The organism is Streptomyces sp. NPDC045022, assembly GCF_056432605.1.
The window spans coordinates 81,768-97,836 of sequence record NZ_JBWKIR010000010.1 but is presented as its reverse complement, the minus strand read 5'-3'; the positions used below and the strand labels follow the sequence as shown (position 1 = coordinate 97,836).

Below are 16,069 nucleotides of genomic sequence, written 5' to 3'. Positions count from 1 at the left end.
GGTGCACTTCCATGACGGAATCGTGGGTCAATTCCGCGGAGCGGATCGGTGCGGATCTGCACCTGGAGCTGTCCGGGCCGGGCGGGCGGCGGGCGGCGCTGACCCGGGCGCTGCGGGAGGCCGTGCGCGGCGGACGCCTGGCCCCGGGCACCCGGCTGCCGCCGTACCGGTCGCTCGCGGCCGACCTGGGCGTGGCCCGCAACACGGTGGCCGACGCGTACGCGGAACTGGTCGCGGAGGGCTGGCTGACCGCTCGTCAGGGCTCGGGGACACGGGTCGCGGAGCGGGCCGAGCCGCTGCGGCGCACCGTACGGACGCCGGTGAAAGCACCTCCACGCGCGCGTGGGCCGCGGCACGATCTGCGGCAGGGTGCGCCGGACGCGTCGGCGTTCCCGCGTGCGGCCTGGTCGGCCTCGTACCGGCGGGCGCTGCAGGCGGCGCCGAGCGAGGCGTTCGGGCCGGGGGATCCGGCCGGTCGCCGGGAGTTGCGCGAGGCGCTGACGGATTACCTGGCACGCGCGCGTGGAGTGCGTACCGAGCCGGACCGGATCGTCGTCTGCTCAGGGTTCGCGCACGCGCTGCGGCTGCTGTTCGGCGAGGGTGCGGGCGGCGTGCTGCGCGGTCCGCTGGGCGTGGAGGCGTACGGGCTGGACTTCCACCGGGGGCTGCTCGCGGCGGCCGGCGCGCGGACGGTGCCGCTGCCGCTGGACGAGCACGGCGCGCGGGTGGCGGCGCTCGGGCGGGAGCGGGCGGTGCTGCTCACACCGGCGCACCAGTTCCCGACCGGCGGCCCGCTGCACCCGGAGCGCCGCGCTGCGGTGATCGACTGGGCCCGCGCGCGGGGCGCGGTGGTGCTGGAGGACGACTACGACGGCGAGTTCCGGTACGACCGCCGGCCCGTCGGCGCGCTCCAGGGCCTCGATCCGGAGCGGGTGATCCACATCGGCTCGGTGAGCAAAAGCCTGTCACCGGCGCTGCGGCTGGGCTGGATGGTCCTGCCGGAGCGGTACGTCGGGCCCGTGCTCGCGGCGAAGGGCGAGCGGGAGGCATGGGTGAGCGTGCCGGACCAGCTCGCGCTCGCGGACTTCGTGGTCTCGGGGTCGTACGACCGTCATGTGCGGCGCATGCGGCAGCGGTACCGGCGTCGCCGTGACCGGCTCGTCGCCGCGCTCGCCACGCACGCGCCGCATATGGAGGTGACGGGGATCGCGGCCGGGCTGCACGCGGTGCTGCGGCTGCCGCCCGGCACCGAGCGGTCCACGGTGAAGGCCGCCGCCTGGCAGGGCATCGCCCTCGACGGTCTCGCCGCGTTCCGGCATCCACAGTCGCCCACGACCGCGGACGAGGGCCTGGTGGTGGGATACGCGGCCGCCGCCGAACACGCCTATGAGGCAGCGTTGGAGGCGCTGTGCGGGGTGCTGCCGCCCGAGTGACGACGTAGGCGGCGGGACGGCGGGACTGCGGGACTGCGGGACCACGGGAGCAGCGGGACTGCGGGAGTAACGGGACGGTGATAGCAGCGGGACGGCACGGGCGGCGGGAAGGGAGAAAGCGGCGAGAGGGGAGCAGTTGGGCGGTGCCACCGTCGCCGGTTCAGGACAGCAGGAAGTCGGCCTCCCCCGCCTTCGCGCCCTCGATGAACGCGGTGATCTCGTCCGCGGTGTAGATCAGCGCCGGCCCGTCCGGGTCGGTCGACTGGCGTACGGCTATCCGGCCGTCGGCCAGCTTCATCGCCTCCAGGCAGTTGCCCCCGTTGCCGCCGCTCCAGGGCTTGTGCCACCCCTCGCTGCCCAACTCCCGCGCGGGCATGCCGTTGTAGACGTGTCCGCGCGGCTTGATGCCATCCATTCACAGCTCCTCGCGGAGATCCTGGAGGATCTCCTTCGTGCGTTGTGCCGTAGCGGCCTGTGCCGCCATGCGGTCCATGACCTCCAGGTGGGTCGCCACCTCGGCGCGCGCGTCCAGGTAGACGGCGCCGGTCAGGTACTCGCTGTAGACCATGTCCGGCAGTTCTGACATGGCAAATCGGAACAGAACGAAGGGCCCGTACGTCCCCGGGTGCGGCCCGTTGGCGAACGGGGCGACCTGGAGCGTCACATGGGGCAGCTTCGTGGCCTCGAGCAACTTGTCGATCTGCGCGCGCATCACCTCCGGGCCGCCGACGGGGCGGCGCAGGGCGGTCTCGTCCATCACCGCCCAGAAGCGGGGGGCATCGGGACGCGTGAGCAGTTTCTGGCGTTGCATGCGCAGCGCAACGTGGCGCTCGATCTCGTCCGGGCTCGTCTGGCCGATGGCACCGGACTTGAGCACCCCGCGCGCGTAGTCCTCGGTCTGCAGCAGGCCGGGGACGAAGTGCGGCTCATAGGAGCGGATGAGGCCGGCCGCGCCCTCCAGGCTGACGTACATCGAGAACCAGCCCGGCAGGATGTCGTGGAACCGCTGCCACCAGCCGGGCCTGTTGGCCTCCTCGGCCAGTTGGACGAAGACCTCGGCCTCGTCGACGGGGACGCCGTAGGCCGCCAGCAGCAGTTGCAGGTACGGGATTTTGAGGGCGACCTCGGCCATCTCCATGCGGCGGATGGTGGCGGGGGCGACGCGGAGGACGCGGGCGGCCTCCTCGCGCTTGAGTCCGGCGCGTTCCCGCAGGTCCAGCAGGCGCCGGCCGAGGACGACCTGGCCCACGGTCGGCGCGGACCGCGGTTCGCTCACGCTCCCACCTCCACCGAAAGCTCCCCGAAAGTTTCCTGACAGCCCTGCGGCGCCATTCGAAGACTCATTCGAAGACCGAGTCGGATCTCCGATGACCCCAATTGGCGCCGCTCGAGGTGCTGTTGCGAGCAGTGTGCCACGCCCTCCGACCGAGTCACACAGCACTCTGCATTTTTCAGAGTGACACTTGCCAAGTGTTCATGGCGGGGAGATAGTGGCAAGCGTGATTCCGTCCGCGCCCTTAGGAACAGACGCCGCCGCAGACCGTTCCGGTCTCGGTGCCGGTGGGGTTCCCGCCGCTCGAGCACGGTCGGGAGTGGCGGAGGGAGCGACCCCTCAGGCGGCTGCCGCCCAGCGCCGGTTCCGTTTCGAGCTGGCCGCACATCCGGGTTCCGTCGCCCGGGCGAGACGCCTGGCGCATGCCCGGCTGACCGGCTGGGCGGTGTGCGCGGACACCTGCGACAGCGCGGCCCTGGTCATATCCGAGCTGGTCACCAACGCGATCGTGCACACCGCGAGCGGTCGCGTCGTGTGCGAGCTGCACGACCACGACGACACGGTGCGCATAGCCGTACGTGACGAGGGCTGTGCGCCCGGCGAACCCCACCCGTCCCCGCAGCGGCCCGATGAGGAGCACGGGAGGGGATTGCTTCTCGTCGACGCCCTGTGCCGGTCCTGGGGTGCGCAGGAGCACGGCCCGGGGTTGCTGGTCTGGGCCGAGCTGGCCCGCGAGGCGGACGCGGCCCACGACACCGCCGGGCCGCGCAACGACCTGGGTTGGGGCGCCCGCCCCAAGCCGGGCCGCCCGGACGACTCCGGCGACGACCCGACCGAGGCCCACCGCCGGCCCCCGGAGCAACACCGGCACCGCGCCGCCGCCCAGCCCCGGCCCATGCATCGCACCCCGGCCCAGCCCCTGCACCCGGTCCCGGAGCAGCACCCCGCCGGGGAGCGGCCGTGACCGGCACCAGCGGCTCCGACCGGTACGGCGGGACCGGCCCCGACCGGCACGGCGCCACCGGCTCCGACCGATGTGCCGCGCCCCGCCCCGACCGGCACGGCGGCACCGGCTCCTCTCCCTATGAGACGGCCGGTTCCGGCCAGGGGCGGTCCGCCGGCGCCGAGGGGCCGATCGGTCTGGACACCCTGGTACGTCTGCAGCGCCGCCGACCGGCTCCGGAAGCGGCCCGCCGGCTTCCCGTGCCGGACGGCATGACCGTCCCGCTCGGTTGTGACGCCGTGGCCGTACCCGACCACCTCGGTCCCCTCGTCGTCACGCTGCTGCCCCGGCTGGGCTGTGTGTACGCCGACGGAACCCACTGGTGGTTGATCGTTCCGGCGGACTCGGACTACGCCCTGCGCTGGCCGTCCCCGGCCCACTACGTCTCCGGCGCCCTGGTCACCGGCACCGCCCGGCTCATCCACCGCGCGGAGGGCACGGTCCCGTACACCCCGCCGATCCCGCTGTATCTGGCCCTGTGCCGGGTGACGGGGACGAGCCCGGACTGGTCGAGGGCCGTGCCGGCGTAACGACTGCGCCTGCCTCGGCCGTGTTGCACCCTCGGCCGCGGGACCCTGGCGGTGCTCCGGCAGGGGCCGGTCGCAGCTGCCGTTCAGGCGCCGAGAGTCCCGCTCGGCCGCGTGGTGAACCACCGCCGGACGGGAGCCTTGGGGAGGTGAGGGCTCGCGAAGGGCTACCGACCGGCCGGTGTCCTCCCGCCACCTCCCGAGCCCCGTCAGCCCCACCCTCCGAGCCGCGCCCCGTCGCCCCCACCTCCCGCGACCCGCGCCCCCTCCGCGCCCCTCATTACGGCCTCTCGCGCCCTGTCCAGGTGCTGCGCGTGCCCGGGATAGTGGCCGTTCCGTCACGATTCGGGAGGTCAAGTGAGGAAGAGGCGGGGGGCGGCCGAGCCCGCGCTGTCGGAGTCGGAGCGGCTGCTGTTCGGGGGTCCGCTGCGGTACGACACGGGCTGGAACAAGCACGCGGACGCCTTTCTGCAGCTGAACTTCCGCGCGATGCTGGTCCGGTTGCCCGGCATGCTGGCGTCCAGCCTCCGGCTGGCCCGGCAGGCCGACCCGCGGGCCGCATGGATCGTGCTGGTCGCCGAGGTGGGCCGGGGCGCGGCCCAGGCGGTGAGCCTGCTGGCCGTGAACAGCGCGCTCGGAAAGCTGCTCACCGGCCCGGACATCGCGCAACGGCTGCACACGGCCGCGCCCGCCCTGGTCGTCGTGGCCGCCGTCACGCTGGTGGCCGCGCTGCTGCGGGCCGCCTCCGTGTACGCCACCGGGCGGCTGGAACCCAAGGTGGAACGGGTGGCGACCGAGCTGTATCTGGAGCGCGCGGCGAACGTGGAACTGGCCGCGATCGAGGACCACGCCTTCCACAAGCTGCTGGACACGGCGCAGTACGGCGCCCGGTCCGCCCGGCGCATGATCGGGTTCGGCACCCAGGTGATCAACGCGATGATCTCGCTGGTCGCGGCGGCGGGCGTGCTGACCGTGCTGCACCCGGCGCTGCTGCCGCTGCTGGTCACCATGACCCTGCCCAGCGCCTGGAGCGCGCTGACCAACGCCCGGCGCCACTACGAGTCCTTCCACACCTGGGTGCAGCACGCCCGCGCCGGGCAACTGCTCAGCAGCCTGCTCACCGAGCCGGGCGCGGCCCCGGAGATCCGGGTGCACGGGATGGGCCCGTTCCTGCTGCGGCATTTCCGGGCCATGTCGGAGACGGCGGAGGCGGAACAGGCCCGGCTGTCCCGGCTGGCCGCTCGCACCGGCCTGATCGCGGCGGCCTGGACGGGCCTCGCCACGCTCGGGACGTACGCCACGCTGGGCGCGCTGCTGCTGGCCGGCGCGATGGCCCTGCCCGTGGCCGGTACGGCGGTGCTCGCGATCCGTACGGGCGCCGCGAGCCTGGACACGCTCGTGCTGCAGATCAACCAGTTGCACGAGGAAGCCCTGTTCGTGGGGGACCTGGAACGGCTGTACGTCGAGGCGGCCGCACGGGCCATCCCGGCGGGCGGGGAGGCCCTTCCGGAGAATCCGAAGGAGATCCGGTTCGAGAACGTCACGTTCAGCTATCCGGGCGACGCGACCCGGCCGGCCCTCGACGATGTCACCCTGACGCTTCCCCTGGGCCGGATCATCGCGCTCGTCGGTGAGAACGGCTCGGGCAAGACCACGCTGGTCAAGCTGCTCGCGGGCCTGTACATACCGGACCGGGGCCGGATCCTGTGGGACGGGGTCGACGCCGGGCGGGCCGACCGAAGGCTGCTCGCCGAGCGCGTCGCGATGGTGGCGCAGGACTTCAAGAGATGGCCGTTCACCGCCCGGGTGAACGTGACCGTCGGCCGCTCCGCCGCGCCGATGACCGAGGAGCGGCTGGCGTCGTCGATCGCCGACGCGGGGGCCGAGGAGGTGGTGGCGGACCTGCCGCGCGGTCTGGACACGCTGCTGGCCCGCGTCTTCAGCGGCGGGCACGAGCTGTCGGGCGGCCAGTGGCAGCGGCTCGGCATCGCCCGGGCCGCGTACCGCCGCGGGCACATCCTGATCGTGGACGAGCCGACCGCGGCGCTGGACGCGCGGGCCGAGCTGGAGGTGTTCGAGAAGATCCGGGCGCTGGCCGGCAGCGGGCAGACGGTGGTCCTGATCACCCACCGGCTGGCGTCGGTCCGGCACGCGGACCTGGTGCACGTGCTGGAGCAAGGGCGGCTGGTGGAGTCCGGCGCCCCGGAGGAGCTGCTGGCGAGGGGCGGTGTCTACGCGGAGCTGTACGCGCTCCAGGCGCAGCAGTTCACCGCGAGGATCCCGGCGCCGAAGCCGGCCTGAGCCGGCTCGGCGGCGCCGGCCGCCTCACTCGACGGCGTCGCCCCCGCGCACGATCACCAGGAACGTGTCCGACGCGAGGTCCATGACGACCTCGGCGGGCAGGCCTTCCAGACGCCGCGCGTGCGCGAACTCCTCCGCGGGCCGGGATCCCCGCGGACCACCGGCGGGAAAGCGTTCGAGCACTGTTCGCCCGTTCACCATCTCGCACCTCCAGAAAGCGTCGTGCTTGTAGGAGTTAACGCCCTGGAGGAGGGAAAAGCCTCGCTCAGTGACGGGACTGAGACATTGTCGACACCCGTTCGGCGCGGACCGTGAGGATCCGTTCACTTCGTGACACGAATGGCACCGTCCGTGTCAGTATTCGTACTCATCGTGAAGGCGGAGATGGTCGCTCCCCGCGGGACTGCGGCCGAGCGCGGTCAGGTCGAGGAGGCCGGCGATGGTGCCGAGTCCGTCGAGCGCGTCGTCGTACACCGAGTAGGTGTGGAAGACCCGGTCGTGGTCGCGCAGGAAGCAGCTGAGGCCCGGCCGCTCGACCAGTTTCCCGCCGGATTCGACGGTGGCCTCGAAGTCGGGGTTGAAGTCGCTGTCATCCGAGGAGTACCAGGGCACCACCCAGCCCATCCGCGCCTTGAACGGCAGGATGCGGGTGAACGGTGCCCGGGACACGGCCGCGAACGAGGTGCTCCGGGCGCGCAGGTGGGCGAGGTGGCCGACCTGGTCCAGGAAGGCCGCGCAGCAGGGGCAGCCCGTCTCCCAATCCGGCGCGAACATGAAATGGTGGACGACGAGCTGGCCCCGTCCCTCGAACAGGTCGAGAAGGGTGGCCTTGCCGTCGCCGCCCTCGAAGACGTACGCCGGGTCGACCTCGACCATGGGCAGCCTCCGGCGCTCGGCGCCCAGTACCTCGCGCGCCCGTCTGACCGCCTCCTCCTTGCGCAGCAATTCCTCGCGCGCCGCGCGCCACTGCTCGCGCGAGACGATCTCCGGAAGCGACATGGGCCCTCCTGTACGACGATCGGTTTCGGGGTGGTGACCGTCGTCGGATACGGAACTCATCGCTGCGGACGCAGAATTTTTTCCGACACTTTTTCCGGCATCGGGGAGTCGCGTGGCGGGAGATCCCCTGGCGGTCCGGCTCGCTTCCGGTGGCCGCATCAGCACGCGGCCGTCCCTGCCCTGGTGGTGCGGACGCCGGTGAAGCGGACGCCGCGCACGGGGGTGGCGGCGAGATGATGGACGGGCTGGGTGCCAGGCGCGGCTATGCCGCTGCGGGCAACGGCACCCGCACTCCCGGCAGTTCCAGCTCCCGCAACGGCTCGCGCAGTCGACTGAGATGCCGGGGCGTGAGCCGTCCGGTGTCGTCGAGGTGGACGGCGCAGGCCGTGGTCGTGTCCACGAGTCGTTCCAGGGCGTCCGCGACGGCGCCCGTGCCCTCGGTGTGCCGGGCGAGCGCGGGAAGTTCGGCGGCGGCGAGCGCGATGGCGGTACGGGCCTCGGCGAGGGTGCGGTAGGCCTCGCGGCGCAGCGCCCACCGCTCGGCGCGGTCGCCGGACTCGCCGAGGACGTGCAGGAGATAGGCGTGGGCGGCGTTTTCGGCCGCGGCGAGCCGGGCCCGTACCCCGCCGCCGCGCTGCCCCGGCATCGGCAGATGCCCGACGACCAGCACGAGCGCGCAGGCCAGCAGCGTCTCGCCGATCCGGCTGACGGAAGCCTGTGGTTCCCCGCCGGCCATGACCAGGGCGAGCACGAGGACCGTGACGACGGCGGTCAGGGCGGCGAAGTGCCGGGTGGCGACCGGGACGAGCGCCCCGCACACCGCGACCAGCGCGATCAGCCCCGCCGGGCGGGGCAGCAGCGCGGCGAAACCCGCGAAGACCAAGGCGCCCAGCACGGTTCCGGCGGCCCGGCACAGCACCCGGCTGGCGAGCGGCCCGAGGTCGGGCTTGACGAGGAAGACGGCGGTGGCGGGCAGCCAGTACCAGTGCTGGTGCTGGCCGTACCAGCGGGCGTGGTGCAGCGCCTGGGCGATGGCCGCGCTGCCGCCGAAGCAGAGCGCGACCCGCAGCCCGTACTCGCGTCCGCCGGAGCCGAACGCGGCCCGCGCCGCGTCCTGGACGCTCCGGCGCCGGGCGAGCAGCCGGTGGTGGGCGCCCTCGGCCCGGTCGAAGGCCTCGGCGGCGCGCAGCAGGGCGTCGTCGAGGGCGCGCAGCGCGGGGGCGGACCGCTGCGGGGCGGGCAGCGGGCCGGTGCCGGTGTTGCCGCGGACGGCGGCGGCGAGCCGCCGGGACCCTTCCGCCGCCCGCGCGGTGACGGGCTCCCCCGCCCAGTACAGGGCGGTGGCGGCCTCGGCGAGGGGCAGCGCGGCCGCGTACCGGGCGTGCAGCCGGCGCTCGGCGGCGGAACTGGCGTACCGGCGCAGCCGGGGCCCGGCGAGGGCGTCCTGCGCATGGTCGAGGGCGGCGGTGAGCGCGGCCCGCCGGGCGGTGGCGTGCGCACCGCCCACGGCGTCGAGGAGCCCGGCGATCGCGTCGTACACGTCGGCCACCGCCTCCCGCTCCCCGTCGAACCGGAAGTCACCGGGCGAACCGGGCGTGGGCAGGGCGAGCCGCAGCAGGATCAGCCAGCCGGCGCCGGCGAGGAAGGCGAGGGCCCGCTGCCAGCCGTTCTCGGCCGCCGGCATCCCGGCTCCGATGGCGGCGGCGACGAGCAGTTGCGTGCCGGCGGCGGAGGCGACAGGCCCGACGGCACTGATGCCGCCGGCGACCAGCCCGAGCACGGTGAGCGCCAGGGCCAGCGGCACGGCGGCCATCCCCTGCCCGGCGTAGCTGCCCACGAGCAGCCCGAGGGACCCGGCGAGCGCGGGCACCCCGAGCCGCTTGACGGAGGCGCGCCGGCTGCCGGGCCGGTCGTTGATCCCGGCGAGCATCGCGGCGATGGCGGCGAGCACCCCGACGGACGTCCGCCCGCCGAGCACGCCGGCGAGCAGCAGCGGCCCGGCGGCGAGCGCACCGCGGGTCATCGCGCTCCAGGGAACGGGACCGCGCTGGGCACGGAGGGCGTGAGCGAGCCAGGGAGGTGCGGCGGGCCGGGACACGGGGCTCCTGTTCATACGAGGGCGGGGAGGGCCTTCGGACGACGGTGGCCGGGCTGTGTTCCCACAGTGATGCCGAGGGGATGCGATTCCCACGGTGGTGCCGGTGGATCCGTTCCCACGGTAGGACACGTTCCCCGAGCAAACTGGACGATCACGTTTCAGGGAGGTGAAAGGTGTCCGGGCGGCCGGTTTCTTTATGAACGCAATGCCTCGGCGTGGCCCGCGGGGCACCCCATCACGGCGTCAATCCCTCGCAGCCCGGCCCGCTCCAGGGGCGCTGCGCACCGCAGGGCCGGAAATCGGGATGCGCGAGGCCGTGCGGGCCACGGATGATCGGCAGGTTGATGCCCCGACCTCCGACCCCATGGAGCCGCCATGATCCGGCGAGTGACCGCGCCCGGACTCTTCCCGCCGCCCACGTACTCCCACGTCTCCGTCGTCGAGGCGGGCACGAAACTCGCGTTCCTCGCCGGGGCCGTGCCGCTCGACGAGAAGGGGGACATCGTCTCTCCGGGGGACCCCGTGCGACAGGCCGAGCGGGTGATCACCAACCTGCGGGAGCAACTGCACGCGGTGGGCAGCGACTTGGAGCACGTGGTCGCGACGGACGTGTACGTCGTGAGCGGCGAGCCCGCAGTGCTGTCCGCGGTGTGGGAAGTCGTGGAGTCCTCGGGTCTGAGCAAGGGGCCGCACTCCTCCACGCTGCTCGGCGTCGCCTGCCTCGGGTACACCGGGCAACTCGTGGAGATCACGGCGACGGCCGTGGTGCCGGAGCGGGACGACGGCGACCGGTGACGGCCACGGTCCAACTGCGCCGGGCCGTGGCCGCCGACGCACGTGCCGCCGCCGACGTCTGGCTGCGGTCGTTCGCCGCCGCGCTGCCCACGGTCGTCCGGCCACGCACCGACGACGACGTACGGGAGTACATCCGGGACGTCGTGGTGCCGTTGCGGGAGACCTGGGTGGCGGAGGCGGCCGGGGCGGGGATCGTCGGCCTGATGATTCTCGACGGGGAGTGGCTGTCCCAGCTGTATCTGGACCCCGAGTGGCGGGGGCGGGGCCTCGGGGACCGGTTCGTCGCACTGGCCAAGGAGCGCAGCCCCGGCGGGCTGGCCCTGTGGACCTTCCAGGTCAACAAGCCCGCCCACCGCTTCTACGAGCGGCACGGTTTCGCCGCCGTCGAGTTCACCGACGGCAGCGGCAACGAGGAGCGGGAACCGGATGTGCGCTACGTCTGGCGACCCTGAGGGCATCGGCGACGCCGCGCGGGAACGGCCGAGGGTGGGGACGACGCCGTAGCGGGCTTGCCCGGCGGAACGAGGAGTGGCCTCAACTCCTCACCGAACACGGCAACGTGCGTGAGGCGATCGCCTCCGGCGACCCGGACCGGGCCCGCGGACACCGGCTGAGGGACGCCTACGGTAGCCGTCCATGTCCGCGGCCGACTCAGGTACGGCTTCGGCAGCTCGCCGCGTCCACCGCCGACCGAGGGACCGCTTCGGCGGCGGTCTACGGCAGTCCGGCCGCGTCCGCCGCCGTGCGCAGCACCTCACGCAGCATCTCGGCGGTGAGCCGGCCGGTGAACGTGTTGCGCTGGCTGACGTGGAAGCAGCCGAAGAGGTCCAGGCCGTCCAGGGCGACCCGGGTGCCGTGGGCGAAGGGCGGGCGGGGGCGGGGCACGGTCCAGCCCGCCTCGGTGAACGCGGGCAGCGCGGCCTGCCAGCCGAAGGCGCCGAGGACGACCGCGGCCTTCAGCGTCGGGCGCAGCAGCTTCAGCTCCTGGATCAGCCAGGCCCGGCAGGTGTCGCGTTCGCCGGGGGTCGGTTTGTTGGCGGGGGGAGCGCAGTGCACGGGCGCGGTGACGCGGACGCCGTACAGCTCCAGACCGTCGTCGATGCTGACCGAGGTGGGCTGCGAGGCGAGCCCCACGTCGTACAACGCCTGGTAGAGCACGTCCCCGGAGCGGTCACCGGTGAACATCCGTCCGGTGCGGTTGCCGCCGTGCGCGGCCGGGGCCAGCCCGACGATCACCAGCCGGGCATCGGCCGGGCCGAAGCCGGGCACCGGCCGCCCCCAGTACGTCCAGTCGGCGAACGCGGCCCGCTTGGTCCGGGCCACCTCCTCACGCCAGTCGACCAGCCGCGGACAGGCCCGGCAGTCCGCGACGCGCCCATCGAGCCGGGCGAGTGCGCTGCTGTCGTCCATACCGCCACCGTATGCCCCGGCGCCGCGGGCCGATGCGTCCCGCGTGCGACCGACCCATGAGCGTCCCAGGGCGAGGGGAGACACGGGGGCGGGGTGGGTGGACCAGGTGGGTGGACGAGGTGGGTGGGGGCGAGGGGATGCGGGTGCTGCCGGGGGGCAGGCGCGGGGGGACAGATGCAGGGACGGTGCCTGGGGAAGGTGCAGGGAGGCAGGCGCAGGGGTGGCCGGAGGCGCGCGAGGGTGGGATGGCGGGGCGTCTGGGCGCGAGGGGTGCTGCGAGTGCCGGGGGCCCGGGGGTTCCGGTCCCGGGGGTGCCGGGGGCCCGGGGGTTCCGGTCCCGGGGGTGCCGGGGGCCCGGGGGTTCCGGTCCCGGGGGTGCCGGGGGCCCGGGGGTCCCGGTCCCGGGGGTGCCGGGGGCCCGGGGGTCCCGGTCCCGGGGGTGCCGGGGGCCCGGGGGTCCCGGTCCCGGGGGTGCCGGCGGTCCGGGGGGCCCGGCGGTCCCGGGGGTGCCGGTGCCGGTGCCGGTGCCGGTGCCGGTGCCGGTGGTGTCAGGGTGCCGGCCTCCGAGGGTGCTGGTCTGCGGAGGGGCGCTGTCTGCGGCGCCGAAAAAATGCGTCCGGCTGTCCCGCCTCGGGAGTTAGGGTCGAAGCATGGCTTCCGAGGATGCGGACGAGAACGTGAACCGTGGGACCGGCGGGCCGGGCGGAACGAATACCGCCCAGGAGGCCGGCGGCTCCGACACCTCCGCCGACCAGCCGCTCGATCCGAAGATCGCCGCCGCGGTGGCCGCCGCCGAGGCCGCGGGGCCTGCCAACGGCGAGACGGTCCGGATCGACAGCTGGATCTGGGCCGTACGTCTGATCAAGACGCGTTCCCTGGGCGCCACCGCATGCCGTGGCGGGCACGTGCACGTGAACGGTGAGCGGGTGAAGCCCGCTTACTCCGTGCGCGTCGGGGATGAGGTGCGCCTGCGGCAAGAGGGCCGGGAACGGGTCGTGATCGTCAAGCGCCTGATCCGCAAGCGGGTCGGTGCGCCCGTGGCCGCCCAGTGCTACATCGACAACTCCCCTCCGCCCCCGCCCCGCGAGGCCATCGCCCCCGCCGGTCTCCGCGACCCAGGTGCCGGGCGCCCCACCAAGCGCGACCGCCGTGAAATGGAACGTCTCCGTGGTCTCCCCGACCCGGCCGGCCCCGGCGGATTCGGCTTCGCGGGACTCGGTGGACCGAGCGGACCGGGCGGACCGGGTGGGCCACGTGGCTCCCGTGGATCCGGTGGGCCCCGTGGATCCGGTGGGCCCCGTCGATCCGGTGGGCCGGGTAGCTCCCGTGGATCCGGTGGACGATCCGGGGGGCGGTGATCCAGTACCTACGCCCGACGCCCCGTTCCTACGCGCCCGACGTCCCGCTCCGACGCCCCGTTCCTACGCCCGACGTCCCGCTCCGACGCCGGGTCATCACGCCCCGGTCCGACGCCCCGGCCCCGAGGCCTCAGTCCGACACCCGACACCCGAGCGCAACGCCCGCTGCCCCAGGTCGGCAGGAGGCCCCCAGCGACAGCGGCTGCCGCACATCAGCCGGCACCGTTCACCAAACGACGTGCCGCCGGCCGGGGGCGCCGGTGGTCGCCGGGCGGGGTCACCGCCGCCGGACCAGGCGCAGCAGTTCCCTGTTGTGCCCGCGCCGGGCCCAGGCGATCAGTGCGAGCGGCACGATCAGGATGAGCGGGGTCGCCGCGTTCTGGCCGTCGAACGCGGTGAGCTGGACGATGAACGCCCCCACCATGAGCGCGCCGAGTGCCGTCGCCGCGACGGACTGCAGGACAGGGACCAACAGCGCTACCGCTCCGGCGAGTTCGAGCGCGCCGATGGAGTACATCGCCCCGCTGCCCCACCCGATCCGGTCGAAGGCCTCGACCGCCGAGGGGTGCGCGATGAGCTTGGGCAGCGCGCTCGCGATGCCGTAGAAGAGGGCGAGCAGCACCTGCACGGAGCGCAGCGCTGTCCGGGCCCACCGCGCCCGGCCGGTGGTCGACCCGGCGGAGGGCGCCGAAGCCGTCGCGGACACCGTGGACGCTGCGGCTGTGCTGGAGCTGACGGGAGCGGTGGTCTCGGGCATGAGGGTCTCCTGGTGAAGCGATTCCGATTGCTGTCACCGAGGTAGACCGGCCGCGGTCCGTGAACTCATCGCCGCAAGCCCCGACGCCTCGATGCCGGCGATGGTCCCGCCTCTGCGCTGCGTCTTTGTCGCCGGTCGTCTATGCCGCCGGTATCGCCCTCACCCATATCCCGTCCGGTGTCAGATAGGTGTCCACCTCCAGTCCCGCCTTCGCCAGCGCCGACTCGAACTGCTCCTTCGTCAGGGGCCGGGACAGGAAGGTCTGCGTCCAGACCGCGTCCGGGAACACATACTCGGCTCGTACCGAGTTCACCCCGTCTCCGACGGGCTCCGCCGACACGATCCGAACGGTGAAGCCGCTCGGGTCGACTCGTTCTCTGGGGACTTTCGTGTGATAGTCCTCGCCCTCCCGCTGGATGACCACGCAGCCGCCCTTCGCGACGTGCTGGGCACTGGTGCGCAGCAGGCCCCTGCGCACCTCCTCGTCACCGGTGTGCACCAGGAACGACGCGAGCATCACCACGTCGAACTTCTCACCCAGATCCAGGTCCTCGATGGAGCTGCGTATCGTGCGCGCCCCACGCACCCGGGCCAGCATGTCGGCGGACTCGTCCACCGCCGTGACCGTGAAGCCGCGTTCCAGCAGGGCACGGGTCACCCGGCCCACTCCACTGCCCAGCTCCAGGATGTGCGCCCCGGCCGGTACCGCCGCGGCGATGATGTCCGGCTCGTCGCCCACCGGCAGCCGCTCGTACAGCTCGACCGCGCAGCCGTCCGGGGTGATCGCACCGGGACCCGTGCCCTCGTATCCCTCACGCATTTCGACCGTCATGCCCGAACAACGGCCCATCGCAGCAAGGCCGTTCCCGTTCGATCACGGTTCACCCGTTCGAGTTATTCGGCCAGGAAAGGGAACCACCCGTGCCCGACGTACCAGTTGCCGCCCGATCGCAGGTGGTCCGCCACCGCCCGCTCCACGGCCAGTGTCAGGGAGCGGTCGCAGGCCGACGGGGTCAGCGGTCCGTGGAAGTCGGGGATGTGCAGCTTCAGGCAGGGCGTGCCCGGCACCCAGTCCAGTCCGGCGGCCGCGAGCACCGGCGCCGTGCGCTGTCCGATCCGGGCCCGCTCGAACTGCAGCCGCCCCAACTGGTACAGCTCGCCGCGGAAGTGACGGACCAGCCAGCGCCGTGACCGGACCCCTACCCTGCCGTGCCGCCGGCGGTGCTCCGCCATGTGGCGGCCCAGGTCGGCCAGGGTGCGCCGGGTAACCCCGGCCGGGATCCCGCGTGCCCGGTACTGGGCACGGGTGTGCGGGAGCGCGGCGAGGAAGACGTACACGGCGAAGGCGTCGGTGAGTCCGGCCGGTGCCGAGGCGAAGAGGTCACCGAGGCCGGGGGTGCGGCCCAGGTGCCCCGGATCCCGGAACAGTTCCTCCACGCACGCCTCCAGGAGCCTCACCGTGCCCGGGTCACCGGCCACCCTGCCGCGCAGGGCCACCAGCGCGTTGATGTCCTCGTGCGGCACGGACAGGTCGAGGAGCAGTTCGGGCAGGTCGTCGGCGTCCGGCAGCACAGTGGGTCCCTTCGACGAACGGCACGGCATCCGGGACCGACGCCACCGACATCAGCACCAGGGCACTGGCTCCGCTGACATCGCGCCCTGACGCGCGTCGGCATCGCGCCCTGACGTCCTTCGGGATCGAGACTGACACCCATCGGCATGCAGCACCGACGCACGTCGCCGTCGAGCGTTGATGCATGCAGTCCCCGAAGAGTACGTTGCAAGGAGGAGTGGTGATCCGATGCGTACGGGCAGTGAACCGGGGACCGCGCGCAGTGCGCTGCGGGCGCGCTTCTGGCTGAGCGTGTGGGGGATGGTCTGGGCGGTCTTCGGCACGGCGGCGTTCGCGCTCGCCGGGCGCCCCGGCTGGGCGGCCGCCTGCGGGGTGCTGTGGCTGGTGGTCACCGTCGACATGACCATGATCCTCAGGCACATCCGACAGGGCCCGCACTACCAGCCGGGCCACGACGTACCGCCCTACCGGCCGCCGGACGACGGACCGCCCTACCCGTCCAGGCACCGGCATCCGTGACGAGGGCGTGGACCGCAGCCAAG

Annotated in this window: 17 protein-coding genes and 1 pseudogene; 9 read left to right on the top strand and 9 right to left on the bottom strand. The window is 73.5% G+C overall.

The window, feature by feature from the left end:
• Positions 1 to 11: 11 nt before the first annotated feature.
• On the top strand, positions 12 to 1,433 hold the full coding sequence (gene pdxR, locus AC07C1_RS19640; RefSeq protein WP_478940569.1) for a MocR-like pyridoxine biosynthesis transcription factor PdxR: 1,422 nt from the start codon (positions 12 to 14) through the stop codon (positions 1,431 to 1,433).
• 160 nt (positions 1,434 to 1,593) lie between these two features.
• Here the strand turns inward: pdxR and AC07C1_RS19635 are convergent, their stop codons facing one another.
• On the bottom strand, positions 1,594 to 1,848 hold the full coding sequence (locus tag AC07C1_RS19635) for a DUF397 domain-containing protein (protein WP_478940567.1): 255 nt from the start codon (positions 1,846 to 1,848) through the stop codon (positions 1,594 to 1,596).
• Positions 1,849 to 2,709, bottom strand: coding sequence for a helix-turn-helix domain-containing protein (locus AC07C1_RS19630; RefSeq protein ID WP_478940566.1), 861 nt, complete (start codon positions 2,707 to 2,709; stop codon positions 1,849 to 1,851).
• A gap of 187 nt (positions 2,710 to 2,896) precedes the next feature.
• Between AC07C1_RS19630 and AC07C1_RS19625 the strand changes: the two genes are divergently transcribed.
• The 3 genes from AC07C1_RS19625 (at position 2,897) to AC07C1_RS19615 (ending at position 6,537) form a co-directional block, all read left to right on the top strand.
• Positions 2,897 to 3,670 (top strand): ATP-binding protein, encoded by a 774-nt coding sequence (locus tag AC07C1_RS19625; RefSeq protein WP_478940564.1) that lies wholly within the window; start codon positions 2,897 to 2,899, stop codon positions 3,668 to 3,670.
• A gap of 170 nt (positions 3,671 to 3,840) precedes the next feature.
• Positions 3,841 to 4,239 carry a hypothetical protein gene (locus AC07C1_RS19620; protein WP_478940868.1) on the top strand — a complete coding sequence of 133 codons (399 nt, stop codon included), beginning with the start codon at positions 3,841 to 3,843 and terminating at the stop codon, positions 4,237 to 4,239.
• A gap of 354 nt (positions 4,240 to 4,593) precedes the next feature.
• Positions 4,594 to 6,537 carry an ABC transporter ATP-binding protein gene (locus AC07C1_RS19615; RefSeq protein ID WP_478940562.1) on the top strand — a complete coding sequence of 648 codons (1,944 nt, stop codon included), beginning with the start codon at positions 4,594 to 4,596 and terminating at the stop codon, positions 6,535 to 6,537.
• A gap of 24 nt (positions 6,538 to 6,561) precedes the next feature.
• Here AC07C1_RS19615 and AC07C1_RS19610 read toward each other — a convergent pair whose 3' ends face one another.
• The 3 genes from AC07C1_RS19610 to AC07C1_RS19600 form a co-directional block, all read right to left on the bottom strand.
• Complete coding sequence (locus AC07C1_RS19610) at positions 6,562 to 6,735, bottom strand: hypothetical protein (RefSeq protein ID WP_478940885.1); 174 nt, start codon at positions 6,733 to 6,735, stop codon at positions 6,562 to 6,564.
• 156 nt (positions 6,736 to 6,891) lie between these two features.
• Positions 6,892 to 7,536 carry a DUF899 domain-containing protein gene (locus AC07C1_RS19605; protein ID WP_478940560.1) on the bottom strand — a complete coding sequence of 215 codons (645 nt, stop codon included), beginning with the start codon at positions 7,534 to 7,536 and terminating at the stop codon, positions 6,892 to 6,894.
• A 262-nt stretch (positions 7,537 to 7,798) separates the two neighbouring features.
• On the bottom strand, positions 7,799 to 9,649 hold the full coding sequence (locus AC07C1_RS19600) for an FUSC family protein (protein WP_478940558.1): 1,851 nt from the start codon (positions 9,647 to 9,649) through the stop codon (positions 7,799 to 7,801).
• Positions 9,650 to 10,009: 360 nt separating this feature from the next.
• Here AC07C1_RS19600 and AC07C1_RS19595 point away from each other — a divergent pair, with 360 nt between their 5' ends.
• From AC07C1_RS19595 to AC07C1_RS19585, 3 genes and pseudogenes are all read left to right on the top strand, one after another.
• The gene (locus tag AC07C1_RS19595; protein WP_478940556.1) at positions 10,010 to 10,429 is read left to right on the top strand and encodes a RidA family protein; all 420 of its coding nucleotides are present in this window, start codon (positions 10,010 to 10,012) and stop codon (positions 10,427 to 10,429) included.
• Positions 10,426 to 10,881: a GNAT family N-acetyltransferase gene (locus tag AC07C1_RS19590; protein ID WP_478940555.1), complete on the top strand. Its 456-nt coding sequence runs from the start codon at positions 10,426 to 10,428 to the stop codon at positions 10,879 to 10,881. The genes AC07C1_RS19595 and AC07C1_RS19590 overlap by 4 nt, the downstream gene beginning before the upstream one ends.
• 56 nt (positions 10,882 to 10,937) lie before the next feature.
• Positions 10,938 to 11,042 (top strand): annotated as a pseudogene (locus AC07C1_RS19585) (GntR family transcriptional regulator); the annotation flags it as partial.
• A gap of 101 nt (positions 11,043 to 11,143) precedes the next feature.
• Here AC07C1_RS19585 and AC07C1_RS19580 read toward each other — a convergent pair.
• Positions 11,144 to 11,839 carry a uracil-DNA glycosylase gene (locus AC07C1_RS19580; protein ID WP_478940553.1) on the bottom strand — a complete coding sequence of 232 codons (696 nt, stop codon included), beginning with the start codon at positions 11,837 to 11,839 and terminating at the stop codon, positions 11,144 to 11,146.
• A gap of 650 nt (positions 11,840 to 12,489) precedes the next feature.
• Here AC07C1_RS19580 and AC07C1_RS19575 point away from each other — a divergent pair.
• A complete protein-coding gene (locus tag AC07C1_RS19575) occupies positions 12,490 to 13,197 on the top strand; it encodes an RNA-binding S4 domain-containing protein (RefSeq protein WP_478940551.1) in 708 nt (235 codons plus the stop codon).
• Between the two features lie 277 nt (positions 13,198 to 13,474).
• Here the strand turns inward: AC07C1_RS19575 and AC07C1_RS19570 are convergent, their stop codons facing one another.
• The 3 genes from AC07C1_RS19570 to AC07C1_RS19560 form a co-directional block, all read right to left on the bottom strand.
• Positions 13,475 to 13,954 (bottom strand): DoxX family protein, encoded by a 480-nt coding sequence (locus tag AC07C1_RS19570; RefSeq protein ID WP_478940549.1) that lies wholly within the window; start codon positions 13,952 to 13,954, stop codon positions 13,475 to 13,477.
• A gap of 139 nt (positions 13,955 to 14,093) precedes the next feature.
• The gene (locus AC07C1_RS19565) at positions 14,094 to 14,774 is read right to left on the bottom strand and encodes a class I SAM-dependent methyltransferase (protein ID WP_478940866.1); all 681 of its coding nucleotides are present in this window, start codon (positions 14,772 to 14,774) and stop codon (positions 14,094 to 14,096) included.
• Positions 14,775 to 14,848: 74 nt separating this feature from the next.
• A complete protein-coding gene (locus tag AC07C1_RS19560) occupies positions 14,849 to 15,526 on the bottom strand; it encodes an acyltransferase domain-containing protein (RefSeq protein WP_478940547.1) in 678 nt (225 codons plus the stop codon).
• Positions 15,527 to 15,755: 229 nt separating this feature from the next.
• Here AC07C1_RS19560 and AC07C1_RS19555 point away from each other — a divergent pair, with 229 nt between their 5' ends.
• Positions 15,756 to 16,046 carry a DUF6343 family protein gene (locus tag AC07C1_RS19555; protein WP_478940545.1) on the top strand — a complete coding sequence of 97 codons (291 nt, stop codon included), beginning with the start codon at positions 15,756 to 15,758 and terminating at the stop codon, positions 16,044 to 16,046.
• Positions 16,047 to 16,069 lie beyond the last annotated feature (23 nt).

What these genes read in the sequence shown, in the direction of transcription:
- pdxR (WP_478940569.1), top strand. Translation starts at nt 12, where the DNA reads ATGACGGAATCGTGGGTCAATTCCGCGGAGCGGATCGGTGCGGATCTG.
- AC07C1_RS19635 (WP_478940567.1), bottom strand. Translation starts at nt 1,848, where the DNA reads ATGGATGGCATCAAGCCGCGCGGACACGTCTACAACGGCATGCCCGCG.
- AC07C1_RS19605 (WP_478940560.1), bottom strand. Translation starts at nt 7,536, where the DNA reads ATGTCGCTTCCGGAGATCGTCTCGCGCGAGCAGTGGCGCGCGGCGCGC.
- AC07C1_RS19600 (WP_478940558.1), bottom strand. Translation starts at nt 9,649, where the DNA reads ATGAACAGGAGCCCCGTGTCCCGGCCCGCCGCACCTCCCTGGCTCGCT.
- AC07C1_RS19595 (WP_478940556.1), top strand. Translation starts at nt 10,010, where the DNA reads ATGATCCGGCGAGTGACCGCGCCCGGACTCTTCCCGCCGCCCACGTAC.
- AC07C1_RS19580 (WP_478940553.1), bottom strand. Translation starts at nt 11,839, where the DNA reads ATGGACGACAGCAGCGCACTCGCCCGGCTCGATGGGCGCGTCGCGGAC.
- AC07C1_RS19575 (WP_478940551.1), top strand. Translation starts at nt 12,490, where the DNA reads ATGGCTTCCGAGGATGCGGACGAGAACGTGAACCGTGGGACCGGCGGG.
- AC07C1_RS19570 (WP_478940549.1), bottom strand. Translation starts at nt 13,954, where the DNA reads ATGCCCGAGACCACCGCTCCCGTCAGCTCCAGCACAGCCGCAGCGTCC.
- AC07C1_RS19565 (WP_478940866.1), bottom strand. Translation starts at nt 14,774, where the DNA reads ATGCGTGAGGGATACGAGGGCACGGGTCCCGGTGCGATCACCCCGGAC.
- AC07C1_RS19555 (WP_478940545.1), top strand. Translation starts at nt 15,756, where the DNA reads ATGCGTACGGGCAGTGAACCGGGGACCGCGCGCAGTGCGCTGCGGGCG.